19 protein-coding genes and 3 tRNA genes are annotated in these 19,131 nt (G+C 57.8%); 4 read left to right on the top strand and 18 right to left on the bottom strand.

Annotated elements, in window-relative coordinates:
• Positions 1-47 precede the first annotated feature (47 nt).
• Together EDC26_RS00200 and EDC26_RS00195 are read left to right on the top strand one after the other, a co-directional pair.
• Positions 48-452: a TA system antitoxin ParD family protein gene (locus EDC26_RS00200; protein ID WP_132579262.1), complete on the top strand. Its 405-nt coding sequence runs from the start codon at positions 48-50 to the stop codon at positions 450-452.
• A complete protein-coding gene (locus EDC26_RS00195) occupies positions 449-1,108 on the top strand; it encodes an ATPase (RefSeq protein ID WP_132579261.1) in 660 nt (219 codons plus the stop codon). Before EDC26_RS00200 ends, EDC26_RS00195 begins: the two co-directional genes overlap by 4 nt.
• 131 nt (positions 1,109-1,239) lie before the next feature.
• On the opposite strand, the gene EDC26_RS00190 is transcribed toward EDC26_RS00195, so the two are convergent.
• From EDC26_RS00190 to EDC26_RS00140, 11 genes are all read right to left on the bottom strand, one after another.
• The gene (locus EDC26_RS00190; RefSeq protein WP_132579260.1) at positions 1,240-1,827 is read right to left on the bottom strand and encodes a Swt1 family HEPN domain-containing protein; all 588 of its coding nucleotides are present in this window, start codon (positions 1,825-1,827) and stop codon (positions 1,240-1,242) included.
• Positions 1,820-2,503 carry a DUF5343 domain-containing protein gene (locus EDC26_RS00185; protein ID WP_132579259.1) on the bottom strand — a complete coding sequence of 228 codons (684 nt, stop codon included), beginning with the start codon at positions 2,501-2,503 and terminating at the stop codon, positions 1,820-1,822. Before EDC26_RS00185 ends, EDC26_RS00190 begins: the two co-directional genes overlap by 8 nt.
• A 348-nt stretch (positions 2,504-2,851) precedes the next feature.
• Positions 2,852-3,244, bottom strand: coding sequence for a hypothetical protein (locus EDC26_RS00180; RefSeq protein ID WP_132579258.1), 393 nt, complete (start codon positions 3,242-3,244; stop codon positions 2,852-2,854).
• 506 nt (positions 3,245-3,750) lie between these two features.
• Positions 3,751-3,827, bottom strand: a tRNA-Asp gene (locus EDC26_RS00175).
• A 45-nt stretch (positions 3,828-3,872) separates the two neighbouring features.
• Positions 3,873-3,948, bottom strand: a tRNA-Glu gene (locus tag EDC26_RS00170).
• Between the two features lie 54 nt (positions 3,949-4,002).
• Positions 4,003-4,078, bottom strand: a tRNA-Ala gene (locus EDC26_RS00165).
• Between the two features lie 73 nt (positions 4,079-4,151).
• Positions 4,152-5,078, bottom strand: coding sequence for a DMT family transporter (locus EDC26_RS00160; protein WP_132579257.1), 927 nt, complete (start codon positions 5,076-5,078; stop codon positions 4,152-4,154).
• Between the two features lie 88 nt (positions 5,079-5,166).
• A complete protein-coding gene (locus tag EDC26_RS00155) occupies positions 5,167-6,018 on the bottom strand; it encodes an amidohydrolase family protein (RefSeq protein WP_243700728.1) in 852 nt (283 codons plus the stop codon).
• A gap of 12 nt (positions 6,019-6,030) precedes the next feature.
• The gene (locus EDC26_RS00150) at positions 6,031-7,092 is read right to left on the bottom strand and encodes an isocitrate/isopropylmalate dehydrogenase family protein (protein WP_132579256.1); all 1,062 of its coding nucleotides are present in this window, start codon (positions 7,090-7,092) and stop codon (positions 6,031-6,033) included.
• Between the two features lie 28 nt (positions 7,093-7,120).
• Positions 7,121-8,134, bottom strand: a complete 1,014-nt coding sequence (locus EDC26_RS00145) for a Bug family tripartite tricarboxylate transporter substrate binding protein (protein ID WP_132579255.1) — start codon at positions 8,132-8,134, stop codon at positions 7,121-7,123.
• Between the two features lie 70 nt (positions 8,135-8,204).
• A complete protein-coding gene (locus EDC26_RS00140; protein ID WP_132579254.1) occupies positions 8,205-8,852 on the bottom strand; it encodes a GntR family transcriptional regulator in 648 nt (215 codons plus the stop codon).
• A 675-nt stretch (positions 8,853-9,527) separates the two neighbouring features.
• Here EDC26_RS00140 and EDC26_RS00135 point away from each other — a divergent pair.
• Both EDC26_RS00135 and EDC26_RS00130 read left to right on the top strand, forming a co-directional pair.
• The gene (locus tag EDC26_RS00135) at positions 9,528-9,884 is read left to right on the top strand and encodes a hypothetical protein (RefSeq protein ID WP_132579253.1); all 357 of its coding nucleotides are present in this window, start codon (positions 9,528-9,530) and stop codon (positions 9,882-9,884) included.
• Positions 9,885-9,887: 3 nt separating this feature from the next.
• On the top strand, positions 9,888-10,301 hold the full coding sequence (locus EDC26_RS00130; protein WP_132579252.1) for a hypothetical protein: 414 nt from the start codon (positions 9,888-9,890) through the stop codon (positions 10,299-10,301).
• A 9-nt stretch (positions 10,302-10,310) separates the two neighbouring features.
• On the opposite strand, the gene EDC26_RS00125 is transcribed toward EDC26_RS00130, so the two are convergent.
• From EDC26_RS00125 to miaB, 7 genes are all read right to left on the bottom strand, one after another.
• A complete protein-coding gene (locus EDC26_RS00125; RefSeq protein ID WP_132579251.1) occupies positions 10,311-11,330 on the bottom strand; it encodes a hypothetical protein in 1,020 nt (339 codons plus the stop codon).
• A gap of 42 nt (positions 11,331-11,372) precedes the next feature.
• Positions 11,373-13,208, bottom strand: coding sequence for an SLC13 family permease (locus tag EDC26_RS00120; protein WP_132579250.1), 1,836 nt, complete (start codon positions 13,206-13,208; stop codon positions 11,373-11,375).
• Positions 13,209-13,594: 386 nt separating this feature from the next.
• Positions 13,595-15,241, bottom strand: coding sequence for an apolipoprotein N-acyltransferase (gene lnt / locus EDC26_RS00115; protein WP_243700727.1), 1,647 nt, complete (start codon positions 15,239-15,241; stop codon positions 13,595-13,597).
• Between the two features lie 4 nt (positions 15,242-15,245).
• The gene (locus EDC26_RS00110; RefSeq protein ID WP_132579248.1) at positions 15,246-16,121 is read right to left on the bottom strand and encodes an HlyC/CorC family transporter; all 876 of its coding nucleotides are present in this window, start codon (positions 16,119-16,121) and stop codon (positions 15,246-15,248) included.
• A gap of 54 nt (positions 16,122-16,175) precedes the next feature.
• On the bottom strand, positions 16,176-16,655 hold the full coding sequence (gene ybeY / locus EDC26_RS00105; protein WP_132579247.1) for an rRNA maturation RNase YbeY: 480 nt from the start codon (positions 16,653-16,655) through the stop codon (positions 16,176-16,178).
• On the bottom strand, positions 16,645-17,649 hold the full coding sequence (locus tag EDC26_RS00100; protein ID WP_132579246.1) for a PhoH family protein: 1,005 nt from the start codon (positions 17,647-17,649) through the stop codon (positions 16,645-16,647). Before EDC26_RS00100 ends, ybeY begins: the two co-directional genes overlap by 11 nt.
• Positions 17,646-19,046: a tRNA (N6-isopentenyl adenosine(37)-C2)-methylthiotransferase MiaB gene (gene miaB, locus EDC26_RS00095; protein WP_132579245.1), complete on the bottom strand. Its 1,401-nt coding sequence runs from the start codon at positions 19,044-19,046 to the stop codon at positions 17,646-17,648. The genes EDC26_RS00100 and miaB overlap by 4 nt, the downstream gene beginning before the upstream one ends.
• Positions 19,047-19,131 lie beyond the last annotated feature (85 nt).

The following is a 19,131-nucleotide window of genomic DNA, read 5'->3' as shown; positions in this document are numbered from 1 at the left end:
GTAATATAACCACAGACACTGAAGTAACCCATTTTTTGGAGTGCATCATGACCACAACCTCTTCTATTCGGCTGTCGGACACCATCGTCGCCCAGGCCCGGCGCGATGCCGATATCTTCAATCGCACCATCAGCGGCCAGATCGAATACTGGGTTCGCCTGGGCCAAGCCGTCGAGTCCGTTCCGGGATTCGACATAGATCGGGTGCGGGCTGCGCTCAACGGCCAACTCGATGTCCGACTGCTTTCTCACAATGAACTGATGGCCTTCGAGGAAAGCCTGGGCAACGCCTTGGCTATCCCATCGGCAAGGTCCCTCCAGGACATGAAAGCCTTGCGCGATGCGGGCGGTGCTGTTGGCTACGACGAGCAGGGCCGTTTGATTCGCACACTACCCGGGGGCGGCGTTGAAGTTCTTGAAGACCCCAACGAAGGACGGGTGGCGACCAAGTGATCCTGGCCGCAGAAATTGGCCCGCCAGCCCTTATCGTCCTCGCCGGCCCAAATGGGGCAGGGAAATCTACCCTCTACCGCAATGAGTTGCAAGACCGCTACCGCAGTCTAGAGTTCATCAACGCCGACGAGCTTGCAATGCGATATTTCGGGCATGCTGCGCAGACCATGGAGGAAACCCGCATGGGGCAGCATCTGGCCGACGCACGGCGCGAAGCACTCATGGCCGCAAACCAGAGCTTCATTACAGAGTCGACCTTCTCTCACCCCTCTAAACTCGAATTGCTGCAGCAGGCGCAGGCAACGGGCTACCGCGTGGTTGTCTATCACGTTAACGTCCAGAGCCCAACTCTGTCGGTGCTTCGCGTCGCCCATCGCGTTTCGCAGGGCGGGCACCCAGTCCCTGAGGACAAGATCCGGGGGCGCTATGAGCGAAATCAGCAACTCATTCGCCAAGCCGTCATACTCGCCGACAGAGCCTACGTTTTTGATAACTCCATGGCCGCTCAGCCACACCGCCTTGCGCTGGAGTTCCGGGCCGGGCTGATCGTCACCCGTCACTCTCAGTCAACGCCCTGGATGCTAAGCCTTTACGCGCATGAGATCGAAGTCTTCACCAAGACCGAGCAGCCGCCTAGGCCGAGGCACAAGGGCTGATACCCATCTCACAACTATCTTCGGAGGTGGCAGGTTGCCACTTAGCCGATGAGGTTCGCTCTTGAGGTGATTGGATAGTCAACCTGCTTGGCGGCCTAAATTAGAGTTTGCAAGGATCGGATTATTACCGATCAGCTTAGCAGGCGGAACCAGTCCTTAACCGCCAGCCGCAGACGCAGAACTTCGTCTTCGGTGATTGGACAACAGTGCGCAATAGGGCCACGCAACATATTCAGGCTATTCATTACTTTTTCAACCGCCTTTTGACTGTTGAACACGGTAGTAAAGAGCGCCCAATTGGCATTAATTATTACCGACAGTTCTCCGAACGTTGTGTAATCAATGGCTGCATCAGAACGCCGAGTCATTCCACTATCCAATTCCCGCTGCTGGCGATCCTTCACGCTGCTCACAATATTGGCAGGAACTTTGCCGCTATCCCACCAGGTCGCACCATCAGCGTCTTTCAAGATTTCGGTGATCAGACCACGAATTGAACGTTCAAGACAATAGAAGACCTCGAAGTGTCGCGCCATCTCAGCGGCTTCTGCGCGAACCTCATGCTCGAACTGAGGATAGTAGTCCACAGGACTCTCGACGGCGGTCGGTGGCACATGTCCAAGTTCAATGCTGAACTGTCTCTCAAGCGCCCGCAATTCCTCCGTGACAAGGTAGCCAGACATTCCAAACGAACGAAGGTGGTTCTCCATCTTATCCATTCGACGATTTCAGAAGGTTTTCTTTGAGGCTCTTAAAGATGGCATTGAAAACAGCGATGTCAGATGTGGCCGGCAAGTTTAGGTTGATGGTGTATGCGAGATTCAAGCCGACTCCTTCAGTGCTTCGTGGAAGTTGGCTGTTTTCGCCACTACGACCATTTTCGCTTTCGCCGCTTCCGTTTCCTGACTCGGATTTCAACAGTTTATCTTTGCCTGGGTCGAGTTCAACAACTATTGCTCCCTTTGATGCAAAAATCGCATGCTTCTTGAGCGACTTGATGCAGTTCAACACCATACTTGCCACGTTTGAGTCGCCTCCTGCCCCCGTTTCTTCGATGATTAAGCCCTTGAGCTTGTCGTCAGACAGCGAGTGCATGTACTCGTTTCGTGCGTATAGCGGCGCATAGCCGAACCTCAGCGCATCTGCCACTGCAGCACCGGATGTCTCGGAATCGGTGCTGCGAAATCGCGTGTAGATCACCGTTGGCTTGCCATCCTGACCAACGAACCCAATCTTTCGCAAGAACGAGGTCATTTGGGATCCCGAGCCGCCAGGAATGCCCAGGATCGTCTTAACAAAATCCTGGCTGACTGTCGGTGGCGTCGCGGCATTCTTGATAGCCAATAGTGCGCGCTCTATATTGCCAGTGGCAGTAACGTATGGAAGACCAGCCATATATATTTCCTTCTAAAAGAGTGTGGTGGATCGTATTTTCGCTGATCCCCCACGGGTGCATGTAGTTTTCACGTGCCCTTCCTCACCTATTTGTGCTGCAAAGGCTAGCGACTCGCAGCCTGCTAATGGCGACATGCCAGGGATTTGCTTGCTGCAAGGTCAATGCCAATAGACGACGGCAATTGACCGAAAGATGCCTTCGTCCATAGGCACTTTCACCCGCAGCCCCAAAAAATGTGTGTTGTGCAGCGTGAATCCGAATTTTTCGAAGAAACCTACTGATGCCGTTTCTACAGATCTACCGCCTCCACACCTACATTAGTCTCTAATTGCATATTTAGTATCATATCAATACTGAAAACGAGGGAGGTTCGAAATGGCAAGCGTGACTGCATGCTCAAGGATGAGTCTAGCTAATGCGATTTCTTTGTTGCCCTTCGCGGAGCGTCCCTTGCTTTGGGAGTCACATAGATAGGCATATGCGTCAACTTTGGTCAGGACTGTGATCCTTCTTTTGCCAAAGGTTCGATTAAGCTGGGCTTGGGCTACCTCTTTTTCATTTTCTGCCAATGTACTATCGGCCCGCTTTTCTGCGGAGCTGCTGTGGCAGATTCGTGTGCCAGTTGAGCCGTTGCTTTGCAACGGCAGTGAAAGTTTTACTATGAAGGCAGTCTTGTTGGTCTTCTGTAGTACGATAAGTTGCTTCTTCTCGGAGAGCGGCAATTTCTTGTTGGTCGGCAATGTCGCAGCTTAGGCGAAAGGCCCATGAACCACCGGGACGCTTGTAACCGGTGGAATAGACTCTTACCCCGTACCTTTCGTATACGCGGGAAGGTAAGGGCTTGGCTTGGTGGTTGCTGTGCACGAGATGCCTCCCTGAGTTGTGGCGTGTTATTGGTTCAGGGCTTGTGGCACCGAGCAGCAGGGTGGGGCGTCTGAACGTCGCTCGTTGTGCTCCCGGGATACGTATTGCTCAATGCGCATTGCGCATTACATAATGCGCAGAGTGTAATGCGCACCCATCTGGGTGCGTAAATCAGCGGGGAAGAAGGGCATGAATACCGGCATTCTGTGTCGGTATTCGTTCAGGAGGGCCTCTGTCGGAAAGCTAGGCTTGGCGCGGCTTTCCAGCTAAACAGGAAGCCAGAAAAGCGGAACTTTGGAATAAAAATCCCGAGTTTGGAATATAAGCCGAGACGAAAAAAAAGCACCTACATAATGTAGATGCTTGATTTTACTGAATTCTTTGGCGGAGCGGACGGGACTCGAACCCGCGACCCCCGGCGTGACAGGCCGGTATTCTAACCAACTGAACTACCGCTCCGCAGCGGTACATACAAATCGTGCCAGGCTTTCATGAGCAAAAACTTGGCGTCCCCAAGGGGATTCGAACCCCTGTACTCACCGTGAAAGGGTGATGTCCTAGGCCTCTAGACGATGGGGACAGGACGAAAACAGCGCTGCATTCTAGCATATCGAACGCGTTTTCTTCGGTAGTGTGGTGGAGGTAAGCGGGATCGAACCGCTGACCTCTTGCATGCCATGCAAGCGCTCTCCCAGCTGAGCTATACCCCCAAACCCGTGTGCCTAGCGAAGAAGCGAGATTATGCATGAAATCCGGGCTGCGTGCAAGTTGGCCTGCCTCACATTAGAGCCCTCCCACGGTTTGGCTGCACGCTTCTTGGCGCGGCTTGCGCATTACCAGATAGATACCGGCGGCGGTTAATAGCATCCCCGGCCAGGCCAGCAACGGTATGGTTTCGCTTAACAGGACAAAGGCGATGACGGCCGTGACGGGAGGCACCAGGAAGAATAGCGCCGAGACTCGCGATGCTTCGCCGTGGCGAATCATGGCCAACAGCAGAGAGATCGCAATAATCGAATTGGCAACGACCAGATAGGCCAGGGACCAAAGCAGGCCGGGCGCCCATTGCACATGCATGGGTTCGAGCATGTAGGCCAGCGGCGCGACGGCCAGCAGCCCGACGGTGTATTGAACCAGGTTGGCGGTCACGGGATGTGTGGGCGTGCCGTAGCGCTTTTCCCATAGTGTGCCGCCGGTTATGGCCAATAATGCCAGAACGGCGAAAAGGACGCCAAGCGGCGATGTTGCATCGAGCGACGAGGTTGCGCCGATGACTAGCCCCGCGCCCGCCACCCCTAGAGCCAGTCCCGCCCAACGGATCCGATCGACGCGCTCGTGTGCGATGGCGGGGGCGAGCAGGCCTATCAGGATGGGTTGCTGGGAGGTGATGAGCGCCACGGCTCCTGTTGACATGCCGCTCTTCAGGCTTAGATAGGTAAGGGAAAAATAGCCCGCTTGCAGCAGCAATCCCACCATCGCCAGGTGCAGCCAGGCCTGGCGGTTTGCCGGAAGCGCGGGCCTGATCCACAGAAATGGAATCAGCAAAAGACCGACAACGCAAGCGTAGCGCAGGGCAAGGAAGGTAAGGGGATCGGCATAGTGAAGCCCGAGCTTCAGGAATACGAAGCCCGATGACCATAACAGTAGAAACAGGAGCGGCGCCGCTTTAAGCCAGGGCGGCGCCGTAGGGGAGGGCTGGGGATACGGCACAGAAGCTTCCGATTGCAATCAAATCAGCAGCTTGCAGGGTACGCGGGATATCCAGAGATATCAAGGCGTTTGGGCACTACATGCCGGTTCAAAAGCCATAAAGCCTGGCGGGGTTTTCGACCAGCACTTGATGGAGTAATTCGGGCGTGGGCAAGAACGCAAATAATTCTTGTCGCAGGCTCTCGGGGCTCACCGGCCGGTATGCGCTCACCTCTCCGGCCGCTTTGCCGGGCTCGCGATTGGTATGGGGCCAGTCGCTGCCCCATAGTATTCGTTGCGGATTGGCGTCCAGCAGGGCCCTAGCCAACTCTGCGGGCGCGCGATTCTCGATCATCGCGGCAACGCGGTAGGAGGCCGATAGTTTTACGTACACATTGCCGTTGCGTACTGCCTGCAGCAAATGCTGGATCTTCGGGTCAGCCATTGGGCGCGTCATGGAAGCCATCGCAAAATGGTCCAGCACAACGGGCACGGCCAAGTCGTTCATGTACCCAAGAGAGGCATCAATCACATTGAGGGATGCATATATCTGGATATGCCAACTCAGCGGCGACAAACGCTTTGACCATTTTTTGAGGCTGTTGCGAACTGCGTCTGGGTCTTGTGTGTCGGCGCTCTCCAGGTTGATCCGCAGCCCCCTGACCCCCGACTCTGACAGCGTGACGAGATCTGTGTCGCTTATGTCATCGGCCAGCACCGCCACCCCGCGTGCTTTACCTTGTAGGCGCCGCAAGCCGCCCAGCAGGCATCGATTATCTGTGGCATAGACGCTGGGCTGAATCAATACCACGCGATCCAGCGAGAGCCGGTGCATATGGCCTATCAAGGCGTCCAGGCCGGCAGGCCCCGGCGTGTAATGCCTATCCTCGTTCATGGGGTACTGGGCGATCGGTCCAATCAAATGGACATGGCAATCACAGGCTTGTGCCGGCAGCTTCATGCGCCTATCCTTTTATAAATTCGACAAGCGTCTGGCGAGTGCCGCGCCGGTTTCCTTTGTGCCAAGCTTGCCGCCTACGTCTTTGGTCGCTTCGCCTGCTTCAATCGCGTGGGCCACCCCGTCGAAAATGGCTTTGCCGGCGCTCAGGAACTCCGCTTTGTTGTTCTTTTGTCCATGCCAGTTCAGCAACATGGCCGCCGAAAGGATGACAGAGAATGGGTTGGCAATGTCTTTTCCGGCAATATCCGGAGCGGATCCATGGGCCGCCTGGCCCATGGCATAACGGTCGCCGGCATTCAAGGACCCTCCCAAACCCAGGCTGCCGGACAATTCCGCGGTCAAGTCCGACAGGATGTCACCGAACATATTGGTCGTCACGATGACATCGAAACGTTGCGGAGCGCGAACTACATGGGCCATCATGGCATCGACGATAAAGTCGTCGACCTTTACCTCCGGGAACTCGCGGGCCACGTCGCGGCAAATATCGATGAACATGCCGTCGCCGATCTTGAGCACATTGGCCTTGTGCACAATGCTGACGTGCCTGTTTCGGCTCATTGCAAGATTAAAGGCGGATCGGGCAATGCGCTCGCAGCACTTTCTTGTAATGCGGCGCAGAGACACGACCACGTCTGGGGTGATCAACATTTCGCTGCTGCCGGATTCGATATTGCGGTCGGCGTAGAACCCCTCCGTGTTCTCACGGACGACAACCAGATCAAACTCGCCCAGCCGGGCTTTCATACCTTTGTAGGTTCTGGCCGGCCGGATATTGGCATATAAATCCAGTTCTTTCCGGAAATATTTCGATGGATTGATTTCTCCTTTGGACTCGTCCTTGAAGTCATATGTAGCCATTGGGCCAAGTAGCAGACCGTCCGCTGACTTTACTTTTTCGAGCAGAGCCTCCGTGACGGTTGCGCCGTGCAATTTAAGGCTGTCGTGGCCAGCCATGTCGTGAACCAGGTCGAGCCCCAGACCAAAGAGATCGGAGATGGTGCGCAGGATTTGCGTGGTCGCTGCCATTGTTTCAGGCCCAATGCCATCGCCGGGGAGAACTACAATTTTCATGAGAAGGTTTCGCGCAAGTTATGAAGGTTCAACCGATGGCAATGCCGAGAGAGGCAACAAGGGCCTTGTACTTGGCAATTTCGGCCTGCACGAATTCTGTGAACTGTGCGGGTGTGTTGGCGGCCACCGTACTGTCGTTGGCGTCGAATTGCTGCCGGATATTCGGGCGTGCCAAGATGTTGTTTATGTCCTGATTCAATCGATTGACGATGGTCGCTGCCGTGTGCTTGGGCGCAAAAAAGCCGCCCCACAGGCTGTAATGGAAGCCGGGTAACACGGTTTCGGCAACCGTCGGTACATTGGGAAGGGAACCGAGGCGTTTCAAGGAAGCGACGGCGAGCACCTTGACCGACCCCGATTTGATGTGGCCCATCGCGGCTGACGCACTGGAAAAGAAACAGTTCACCTGGCCTCCGATCACATCGCTCATGGCCTGTCCAGCGCCCTTGTAAGGAACATGGATCATTTTCGAGTGTGTGCCCAGAGCCAGCGCTGCCGCTGCAAGATGGCCCGGTGTGGCCGTACCGGACGACGCATAAGAAACAGCCTCGGGCTTGCTGCGAGCCAGGGCGATAAGTTCATCAATCGAATGGTAGGGAGAGTTTTTGGGCGCAATGAGTACCAGGGGAGCGTCGCCCACCAATACGATGGGCGCCAAATCCTTCAATGTATCGTAGCCGGCATTTTTATTCGCTGTGGGATTGATGGCTATCTCGCCGGTTTGCCCCATTAGCAGCGTGTAGCCGTCGCCCTTGTCCCGAATCACCGCTCGGGTACCGAGCATTCCAGATGCGCCCGGACGATTTTCCACAATGACGGTTTGCTTCAGTTGTGCGCCCAGTGGGCCCGAAAGGATACGAGCGAATACATCGCCCTGGCCGCCGGCCGCGTAAGGCACAATAACGCTCATGGAGTGAGATGGATAGTCCGTTTGGGCATGAGCCGTTCGTATATCCGTTGCCGCTACGATCAGTCCGGCGCCACCTATCCGTAAAAAATTGCGCCGTCCTGCGTGCACGGCAAATTCGTTTGTCAATTTCATTGCAGTCTCTTTTTTGTGTCTTTCAATTCTGAACAGTGCATAAGCCGGTCCAGGCCCGGCACGCTTGATTTCAACCTGTCGGGCTGTCTCTAAGCATTTTCAAGCGCTCAAGGAACGCTTGTCTTATATGATGTTTCGCCGCACGTCCGGCTTGTTCGGCGTCTCTGTTTTTTATAGCGGTGACAATTTTCCTGTGTTCGCTCAATGCCCTCTTCGCCCTGTCTGTGGTGTGTAAGGTGCTTCGCCCGAGTAGATATGTGGTGTCCGTCAAGGCGCGCAGCGAACGCAGCAGGTATTGGTTGTGGGCGGCGCCGTAAATTGCCTGGTGAAACGCCAGATTCAAGGTCACGGGATCGGAGCCGGGCGCGCCGCTTTCCACCAATATGAATTCCATGTTTTCGATCTCGGCGTCGGTGGCGTGACGCGCGGCGAACTCTGCCGCCGTCCCTTCCAGGACTTCTCGCATCGCGTATAACTCGGTGACGCCTTGCTGGTCGATCTGGGTGACAACCAGCCCGCGCCGCGGCTCGTGTGTCAACAGTCTTTCGTCTTCAAGGCGCTTCAGGGCTTCTCGCACCGGCGTGCGCCCCATGCCGACAAGGGTCGCAACATCGACTTCCCGCAGGCGATCGGTGGAGGAAAAAAATCCCTCCAGGATTCTTTGCTTGATGTCCTTATACGCAGCATGGAACTGCGTATCGCTTTTAGGAATTGGCATTACAAGTCAACCATGCGAGAGTATTCAATTTTTCAGACATGAGGCACTGCGATTTGGGCTTCTTGGGGCCGACAGGGAGGTCGGGCGTGCATGAGTCAGGTGTCTCATTGTTGTCTCTGATATTGGTGTTTTTCAGGTTGAAACCCGTTTATTGGTTAAATATATTTTTGTATATATAAATATATTTGTCAAGAAGCTCTGAATTACGCGGCATTTTCGTCGAGCTAGAGCGTTTTTGGTCGAACGGTATGCGGCGCGGGATGTTTGGGTATTTGAAGACGCCGTCTATGGGGGCAGGGGCAGGGCCGGAACTCACTGGCCCGCAGCCTGTCACGTTGGCCGCTGCCCCTACACATTCCTCTATGCACTCCATCAGCGCAGCCGCTGGACGGACCGGACGGTACCCACCCCTCGCCCTGTGGCGTCTTAATAGAATGACCCCCACCCAAAACGGCTAAAAAAAGAGCGACACGAAACGCGTTCAGTTCCGTAAACACGTCAACCGAAAATGCCCTATCGCTACAACCATCCCTTAGCACTTCGCCGTCGCCCCGCCGCAAACAGTTTTGAGAGGCTCGCGCCGAGGTACCCGGTTCGGTTTGGGCCCGATGAGGTATTCTTGAAAAGAGCATCGATATACCGTGTTTCGTCCCGAATCAGAAAAGGAGCCAAACCATGCGTTTTCCTATACGTTCTTCATCTGTCTGTGTTCTTGCTGCCATTCTGTTCACCCCGATCGTTGCGTCGGCGGCTTCGGAGAAAGCGTATGTCAAGATCATATCCCCGGTCCAAGGCGCCAAACTGGACGCCATGGAGCAAACCAAACTGGTTTATGAGGCGGGCCGCGGGCCCCATGGCGACCATGTCCATGTCTATGTGGATGGCAAAGAGGTGGGAATATTGCGCCAGCTCGCGGGAAGCTATACGCTTGAAACCCTCGCTTCCGGAACCCGCAACATCTGCATCAAGGTGGTGAACAAGGCGCACGTTCCCATCGGGGTCGAACAATGCGTCAAAGTTACCGTGGAATAGGGTATGGATCCCCAAAACCTTGCCTATGCCCTCGATCAAGTGGCCCATAATTTTGGCGCGGCTTGCGTGGTGGGCGGTGCGGCGGCGGCTCTTTGGCTGACGCCACGGCAACCCGTGCTGGAACGCCGCCTGGCGTGGCTGGTGGCGCTGGCGTGGGCGGTCCAAATCGTTAGCGGCGCAGGGCTGGGCGCAATTAGTTTTTACTACTATGGCCGGTTCCCGGAAATCAGCGGGATCGCCACGACGGCATTGGCGATTAAAGTTGTCTGTGCAAGCCTCGGCTGTTTTCTGGCTGTGCTGTATCTGTTGCGCGCCGCTCATTGGCCGGATGCGGTCCGCCGGCGGATATGGCAGGTGCTGACTGGGCTGGGCGGCACCGCCTTGACGGCAGCGGCGTTTCTGCGGTGGTTTTCGTGAGGCGCGTGGCTATTCAAATAGCGTATGCGACGCTCTTGCGGCCTGTATATAGATAGCGGGCAAAGAGAATTTGCGTTCGGCCAGACGTTCCGGGCGCAGCGCAATCAGGAAATCCTGGCTGTCGTTGCCGCGCGGCAAGGCGCCGCCCGGCGGAAGCGCAAGCAGCGTAAGAATGCGCTTGCCGATCTGGGCGCCTATGCCTTCGGCCGAAGGAACCACCGCCAGTGCGCCGCCGCCCGCAGCAAAGGGCACACGTACCCCGATGACCAGCGGTTTGGACTCATGCTCGGTCCAGGTCGCGAGCAGTTTGTTGTCGACCGGATGGGTATCGGTGGCCGAGAGAGGCAGGCCGTTGTAGCTTAATACGATAAGCACATCGGCATCTTGATTCGCCGCGTGTACGGCGGCTTTCCATGCATCGAAATTAGACACCAGTTGCACATCGACCAAGTGGTTGGGCGCCCATAAAAAATCTTTCACTTGCTCGCGCTCGGACTGACCCGTTGCGTCGTCCATGCCTAGTACCCGAATCCGTAGCGTCGGCTGGCGCAGGTAGTGCAGCACTTCGGTAATCTGGGCCAGCGGCAATATTTCTCTGATGCCGGTGACATTGTCGGCCTCAGGGTACCTGAAGTGGGAGGGATGTTCGCTCGTCGCGTAGATGATGCGCATGTGGGGGTCGTTCACGTAGTGGCGGCCTACGTATTCCTGGGCTTCTTCGCCTATCGGCACCAGAATGTCGGGCCGGAAGGTCTTGATGACGTGCCGGGCCTGCTTTGAGGCATCGTCCCAGTCCGTCTTGCCGGCCTGGTCGGTAAACGCCATGTAGTGCCAGAGAATCGAAATAGGTGTTCGATTCTTGGCCAGTTCGCGGTTGATGCCCTCGTTGACGGCCTGTTCCCACTTGCCCGTTTCGGTATAGCTGTGCAATATCAGTATGCGCGGCTTTTCGTGGTTGAAGGTGTCCATTGCCGCGAAGAGCAAGATGATCAGCAGCCCCGCAAACAGCATTTTCAGTCGTGATTTCATCGGAAGGCGTCAATAGCGTTTCATTGGGATATCGGCGGCGCCTTAATTCAGGCCCAGCCAGTTCCAGTAAGGGATCGAGGCAAACGCCAGCAGCACACGCAAGGGGTTCAGCCACCATATGTAGCGCATGAATATCGATTCGCTGCAGCGCGCTTGCAGGCCATTGTTTTTTGCCTGGGTATAGGTGGACATCTGGTGCGGAAAAAACCAGATATCGCTGAATAGCGACACCAGGAACATGACGACCCATGGGTGTATGCCTTGTTCGATGCCTATAGGCAAGAGCATGGTCATGGCCAGCAGCATGCCTGCGGTCAGAGGCAGGACGAGTCGTGTGACGACCGTTATCGCCAGCGTCAGCAAAATGAACCAGCCCAGGTGGCCGTGGATCCAGTCGAGCTTGTTGCCTATGGCGTCGACCAGCAAAGAGCCCAGGCCCAAATACTGGATGACCCGAGTCAGGCCGTCGAGGCTCAAAATGAAAAAGAGCATGGGCCAATCAATATTTTGCAGGAAAGCCTTGCGGTCGAACAGGCCCAGCGCCAGCAGGCTGATCAGGATAAAGCCCGCCAGCCAGGCGGTGAGCGACAGGTGCAGTTGAGGGAAGGCGGCGCCCAGCAGAAATATCAGGAATGCGCACAAGGCCACCCATTCGCCGCTGTCCATCGGCCCCAGCAGCTTCAGTTGCACGGCAATCCGGTCGCGTGGCAGGGCTTGCGTTTCCCCGCCCGACGAATATAAAAAACGCATGGCGAGCATGTGACAGGCCAGCAGGCCGATGGCCACGACGGCCGCGGCGACCAGCCAGTGCGAGCCCTGGAATTGCAATTGCACCTGAGTGGGCAGCATGGTGTAGGCGGCCAGATGGGCCGACTTGCTGGTGAGCAGCAAAGGGGCAAACAGCGTGGCGCCCATAAAAGTCGCGATCATCAGCGCGGTGGCTTCGCGGCTTTGCGCCGGCGCTTCAATATTGTTGTCCATTTCACGATAGAGCGGCAGCATCAGGGCCAGGCGGGCGCTGTCCGAAGGCACCATGATCGATAGCAGCATGCCGAAGAAAGTCAGGGCAGTGCGATGCCAGAACGGCCGGTCGGGGGCCTTGAGCAGCAGCCACAGCATGAATCGGTAGACCAGGCCTGAACTGAGCAGCACGGCCGATATGGCATACACACCCATCAGCAACAGGAAGGCCGGCGAGTAAAACCCCGCCAAGGCGATCTGGGGCGGCACCAGATTGATGAACAGCATGGCCACCAGGGCGATCAGCGGCGGGACGAATTCATCAACGACGGCAAACAGCCACATGACGGCCGTCATCGTGAGCAGAGCCAGATAGATGGCGCTGTGTTGCGGCAGCCCGTTATGCGTAGAGGTCAGATACGTCACCGGCGGCAGCAACAGCGTGGCAACCCAACCGATGCGCTGCTTCATGGGCAATTGAGCCGTGCGCTCGATCTTGATGCGCGGACGTTCATGCACCGTCACTTTACCCATATGCGCGGCCAGATCGACCAGCGCCGTTGACTGCATGGTGGGGTGGTGTGCGGCCAGCGTCAGCAGCGCCGTTCGTGTGATCCGCAGCGCAACCAGCGGCGTGGCGGCCCGCGCCGTGCGCAGGTAGCGGGCATTGTCCGCAAAGGCTTCCGAGCCAAAAGTTTCATCGGCGCATCGGTGCCAGGTATCGTCTTCCGCATTAAGCGCGACTTCGCCCGACATAATGTAATAGTAATAAGTTGCCGAAGCCCCCGCCTGAAAAATCTCTGCGCCGGCGGCAAATTCGCATTGAACCGTGCCTGCCAGCAGACGAGCCAATTCAATTTGTGTGCAGTCGGCAAATAACGTGTGTTTGCGTAGGGCAGTGGCGAAGGAGACCTGCATACGTGTCGGCGTCCGGAGTTACGATCTGAAACAGCGCCTATGTTAAACAAATAATGGCCGTTCAGATACTCCTAATTTTTGGCAGTGGCGGAATTGGCGTAGAGGTGGCACCCACTAGGGGTGCCGCTACGAGAACGTATCCACCGCTTGTAGCGGCAGCCCTTGTGGCTGCCAGAATCGTTGAAAACCAAGGCGGCAATTATAAAAAAACGCCATGGCAGCCACAAGGGCTGCCACTACAAGCGATGATTGCGTCAAGTCCACCACACGATGCGGGGCTAGAAGGTTTTGTAGGCAAGATGGGATGATATAAAAAAGAATGCCACCCACAAGGGGTGGCGCTACAGGGGTGGCGTTATGATTGTTGGCGGAGATGCAGGATGACGTTACGGAGTGTCGTCACCCTGTTGCCCACCAGGGACCCGCTTGCGCAGGGCCCATCCCCACAGCAAGAACAGCCCTGTCCAGGCAAGAACAGGCCAGTTTCCCCAGCGCACATAAGGAGTCAGGCCCGTGGCGCCCTGGACCTCGACGTCGAGCACCCCCTTGTGCAACGGATCCAGCGCGGCGCGCACCCTGCCGTCGGGGGCAATCGCCGCCGTCATGCCCGTGTTGGTCGCGCGTATCATCGGGCGGGCCGTCTCCAGTGCGCGCATGCGCGAAATCTGCAAATGTTGGCGCAAGGCCCAGGAGTTTCCGAACCACGCCAGATTGCTCACATTGACCAGAATATTGGCGCCCGGCCCGTAAACCTCGCTGTCCCGCACAGACCGGATGATCTCTTCGCCGAACACGTCTTCATAGCAAATATCAGGGCTGAATGCCTGCCCGTTTATTTGGAACAGGCGCTGGCGCGGCGCTCCACGGTTGAAATCGCCCAACGGAATTTGCATGGCGTGGACAAACCAGCGGAAACCCCAGGGGATGAATTCGCCGAAGGGCACCAGATGATGTTTGTCGTAAGCCATGGGCAGCGTTGCAGCGCCCAGCTGAGACAGCGACGTGGAGGCGTTAAAACCAATAGCGCTGTTGGTGTACTGATCCTGACCGTTCAGGTTCCGATGCAACGGTATGCCCATCAGAATCGTGGCATTGCGCTCTTTGGCGATATGCAGCCATTGCTCCCAGATCTGGGGGGCGATGCGGTCCTGGAACACCGGCATGACCGTCTCGGGCAGCACAATCAGGCTGGGAGCGCCATCGGGTTCCTTGGGCGCCAGTGCCGCCAGACGCATATAGCTTTCGATGCCTTGCAACATCCGTGACGGATCGAATTTTTCCGTCTGCGGCACATTGCCCTGCACCAGGCGGATGACCATGGGCTCGCCATGAGGCTGCGACCAGCCAATGTGGCCCAGCAAAATGCCGACCAGTCCCGTCACGATAGCGGCCCCTACTGTAATGGCCGCCGCGGCGTCGTTCTGGTTGTCTTTGGCGCCCGCCAGTAGAGCAACGGCGCCGGCGGCGAAGGCCGACAGCCATGCCAATCCATAAACGCCTACGACCGGCGCCCAGCCCGCCAGCACGCCTTCGACGTGCGCGTAGCCGATATTCAACCAGGGAAACCCGGTGAACAGGGTGCCGCGCAGCCACTCGGTCGCAGTCCAGCATGAGGCCCAGACGGCGGCAATCAGAAGGTGCCAGCGATAATTGGCGGGCAGACCCAGGTGCCGTGCCGATAGCCAGCGGGCCAAGGCGCTGGCCAGCGTGATGAATAGCGCCAGCACAAACGCCAGGATAAGCACGGCGCCGGCGGCCAGCGGCGCCGCCAGCCCGCCGAACGAATGCATGCTGATATACAGCCAGTACACCCCCACCGAAAAATTGGCGAGGCCAAGCAAAAGGCCGGCGCCCGCCGCTCGCAGAACGCTTGAACTTTGAAAGACCACCTTGGCCAGAACCGCCAGGGTGAAAATATCGACGAAAGGCAGCGTCCAGGACGGCAGGGGTCCCGGCGCGAACGCCAGCGCGTGGATGGCACCCAAAGCCAGCAGGCCTGCGCTGTATAGCCAGGGAGAGTGAGCGTGTTTCAAGAGCCTATTCGCCGGAGGGGGCCATTTCTGTGCCGCTGTGCTGGACATGCAGCCACAAGGCCCGCTTGGCATCGGCGCCCACGACCGTTATGTTCATGCCTTGAGAGACGATACTGTCGCCGCGCCGGGGAATACGCCCCAGTTCGGTGGCGAGCCAGCCTCCCAGCGTGTCGTAATCGTCGTGCGGCAAGTCGGTGTTGAAGGTGTGGTTGAACGCTTCAACCTCGGTAATGCCCATCACGCGCCAACTGTTTGTGCCCGTCTGGAATATGGTTTTTTCCGCGTCCTCATCGAATTCGTCTTCGATTTCGCCCACGATTTGCTCGAGCACGTCCTCCATGGTGACCAGGCCGGATGTACCGCCGTGCTCATCGACCACGATAGCCAGATGATTACGGCTGCTGCGAAAGTCGTGCAACAGCACATTCAGCCGTTTGGTTTCGGGGATGAATACGGCCGGGCGCACCAGCGGCCTGACGTCGATCGACGGCTTGGTGATCGATAGCAACAGATCCTTGGCCAGCAAGATGCCCACGATATTGTCGCGCTCGGTCTCGTAGATCGGGAAGCGTGAATGGCCGGTGTCGATGATTTCCGGCAAAAGCTCGGACAGCGGCTTGGCGATATCGAGCATATCCATTTTCGAGCGCGGCACCATAATGTCGGCCACGGTCTGGTTGGCGACTTCGAGCGCTCCTGAAATCATCGCATAGGACTCGCCGTCGAGCACATGCCGGTCGTGAGCGGCTTCCAGGACGGCTTTGATATCTTCCCGGTCTTCAGGCTCAGGACGTATGAGCGTGGCCAGCTTGGCGAATAGTGATTTGGATGGGTTTTTCGCCGGTCGAGGTTCGGCATCGGGGGGGTGAGAGTCTGGCATTGTCCACAGGACGAGTTACGGGGTCTTTCAGCATAACCGAAATTGCGTTTTCGTTTATGAACTTTGTGATATGTAAGGGTCGGATATGCCCATGCGGGCGAGAATCCGGGTTTCAAGCGATTCCATGGCCTGCGCCTGCAGGGGATCGATATGGTCGTATCCCAGCGCGTGCAGCACGCCGTGCACCGTCAGATGGGCGCCATGCTGCAGCAGACCTTTTTTCTGCTCCCGGGCTTCGCGCCGCAGAACGGGAACGCACAGCACGATATCGCCGCTGGCGGCGCCTTCGGGGTCGGTGCCGTATTCGAAGGTCAGCACATTGGTCGCGTAGTCGCGCTGGCGAAAGGCCTGATTCAGGCGCCGCCCCTCGCGGGCGTCGACCAGGCGCAAGGTCAGGGCAATTAGGCGGATGGCCGGGTCGAGTTGCGGAGCAACGGCATCGATCGCCTGCTGCACCCAGCGGCGCAGCCGCCAGCGCGGCAGTTCTGGCGCGGTGGCGCCATATTGCACGGCCAGGGTCAGCTTAGGCGACATGATCGCCTGCCTGTTCGTAGGCTTCGACTATCCGCGCGACCAGCGGATGGCGCACCACGTCGCGGCTGGTGAACTGTGTAACGGCGATGCCTTGCACGGCGTTGAGCACATCGACGGCGTGGGTCAGGCCGCTTGCCTGGCCGCGGGGCAGATCCACCTGCGAGGGGTCGCCATTGATGACCGCCTTGCTGCCGAATCCGATGCGCGTGAGGAACATTTTCATTTGTTCGGGAGTGGTGTTTTGCGCCTCGTCCAGAATCACGAATGCATGGTTGAGCGTGCGTCCGCGCATATAGGCCAGCGGCGCGACTTCAATCGTTTGCTTCTCGAACAGGCGGTTGACGCGTTCGACTCCCATCAGATCGTACAGGGCGTCGTAAAGAGGGCGCAGGTAGGGGTCGACCTTTTGCACCAGATCGCCGGGCAAAAAGCCCAGGCGCTCCCCGGCCTCGACGGCGGGCCGGGTCAGGACCAGGCGCTGCACGGTTTCGCGTTCAAGCGCGTCGATGGCGCAGGCGACCGCCAGCCACGTTTTTCCGGTGCCCGCCGGCCCCAGGCCGAAGGTAATGTCGTGTTGCAGAATCTGGTTCAGGTAATCGCGCTGGCGCGGCGTGCGTGGGCGCAAATCGCTTTTTCGCGTACGTAAAACAATGCGCTCATCGGGTTCGGCGGGCAATTCGGGTTCGGCCGCGACAGGCTTGCTATTGGCCTGGGCCAGCCCGGCGCCCAGTTCGACCAGGCCCAGTTGTATATCGTCGATCGATAGGGCTACATGGACGGCGCGGTGGTGAAACCACTCGAGCGCCCGGCCCGCGGCCTGGGCCTGCTCGCCTTCGAGTGAAACCCGATTGCCGCGCCGGGCGAGCTTGACGTTCCAGCCGGCGGCAATCTGATGCAGGTTTTCATCAAGCGGCCCGCACAGATTGGCCAGGTGTGTATTGTCGCCGTCGAGCATCACGACGGTGGGCATTGAATGACGGTGCGAGCGGCTCATGCGCCACCCTGCAGCGGCGGCTCGCTGATGGCGATGGCGCCTTTCAAGGTGTTGGTGAGAGCCTGCACGACGCGTACATCCAGCATCTGGCCGACAAGGCGCGGCTGGCCGACAAAATTGATGATGCGGTTGTTTTCGGTGCGGCCCATCAGTTCGTTGGGATCGCGCCGCGACGGGCCTTCGACCAGCACGCGCTGCGTGCTGCCCACCATGGCGTGGCTGATGACGCTAGCCTGCTCATTGATCAGGGCCTGAAGACGGTGCAGGCGCGCCAGTTTTTGTTCTTTGCTGGTGTCGTCGTGCAGGTCGGCGGCCGGAGTGCCGGGACGGCGCGAATAGACAAAGGAGAACGACTGGTCGAAACCCACGTCTTCGATAAGTTTCAGGGTCTGGTCGAAATCGCTTTCGGTTTCACCGGGAAATCCGATGATGAAATCCGACGACAGCGACAGGCCGGGGCGCGCGGCACGCAGGCGGCGCACGATCGATTTGAATTCCAGCGTGGTATAGCCGCGCTTCATGGCCGCCAGCACGCGGTCGCTGCCGGCCTGCACCGGCAGGTGCAAAAAGGGCACGAGCTTGGACAGCCGGCCGTGCGCCTCGATCAGGCGGGTGGTCATCTCTTTGGGATGCGAGGTGGTGTAGCGGATGCGTTCGATACCTGGAATTTCGTGCACGTAATCGAGCAGCATGGCGAAATCGGCGATCTCGCCCGTCTCGCCCGTGGGGCCGCGATAGGCGTTGACGTTTTGCCCCAGCAGGGTGACTTCTTTGACGCCCTGGTCGGCCAAGTCGGCGATTTCGACCAGCACATCGTCAAAGGGGCGCGAGATTTCGGCGCCGCGGGTGTAGGGCACGACACAGAAGCTGCAATATTTGCTGCAGCCTTCCATGATCGAGACAAAGGCGCTGGGGCCCTCGACCCGCGCCGGGGGCAGCGCGTCGAATTTTTCGATTTCAGGGAAGCTGATGTCGACTTGAGCACGCCCCGAGGCCTGGCGTGCCGCAATCAATTCGGGCAGGCGATGCAGGGTTTGCGGGCCGAACACCACATCCACATAGGGTGCGCGTTTGACGATTTCCCCGCCTTCCTGGCTGGCAACGCAGCCGCCCACGCCTATGATCAGATGCGGCTTGTTTTGCTTGAGGTGCTGGACGCGTCCGAGGTCGGAAAAGACTTTTTCCTGTGCCTTTTCCCGCACCGAACAGGTATTGAAAAGAATAACGTCGGCTTCTTCCGGGTTCTGGGTCAGCTCCAGGCCCTGATTCTCGCGCAGCACGTCGGCCATCTTCTGCGAGTCGTACTCGTTCATCTGGCAGCCGAAGGTACGGATAAACAGCTTGCGGGGAGCGCCGGTCGCGGTCGCGCCGGCGGGGTTGAGTGGGGTTTCTTGCATGATCCTGGCCGTAACGGGTCTTATCCCGGGGGCGATAAATAGGGCTGAATATTTTACTTGTGGCGGCAGCCCTTGTGGCTGCCAA

It is taken from the genome of Paralcaligenes ureilyticus (assembly GCF_004346225.1).
GTDB lineage: Bacteria > Pseudomonadota > Gammaproteobacteria > Burkholderiales > Burkholderiaceae_B > Paralcaligenes > Paralcaligenes ureilyticus.
This window is presented reverse-complemented; position numbering and strand designations above follow the sequence as displayed.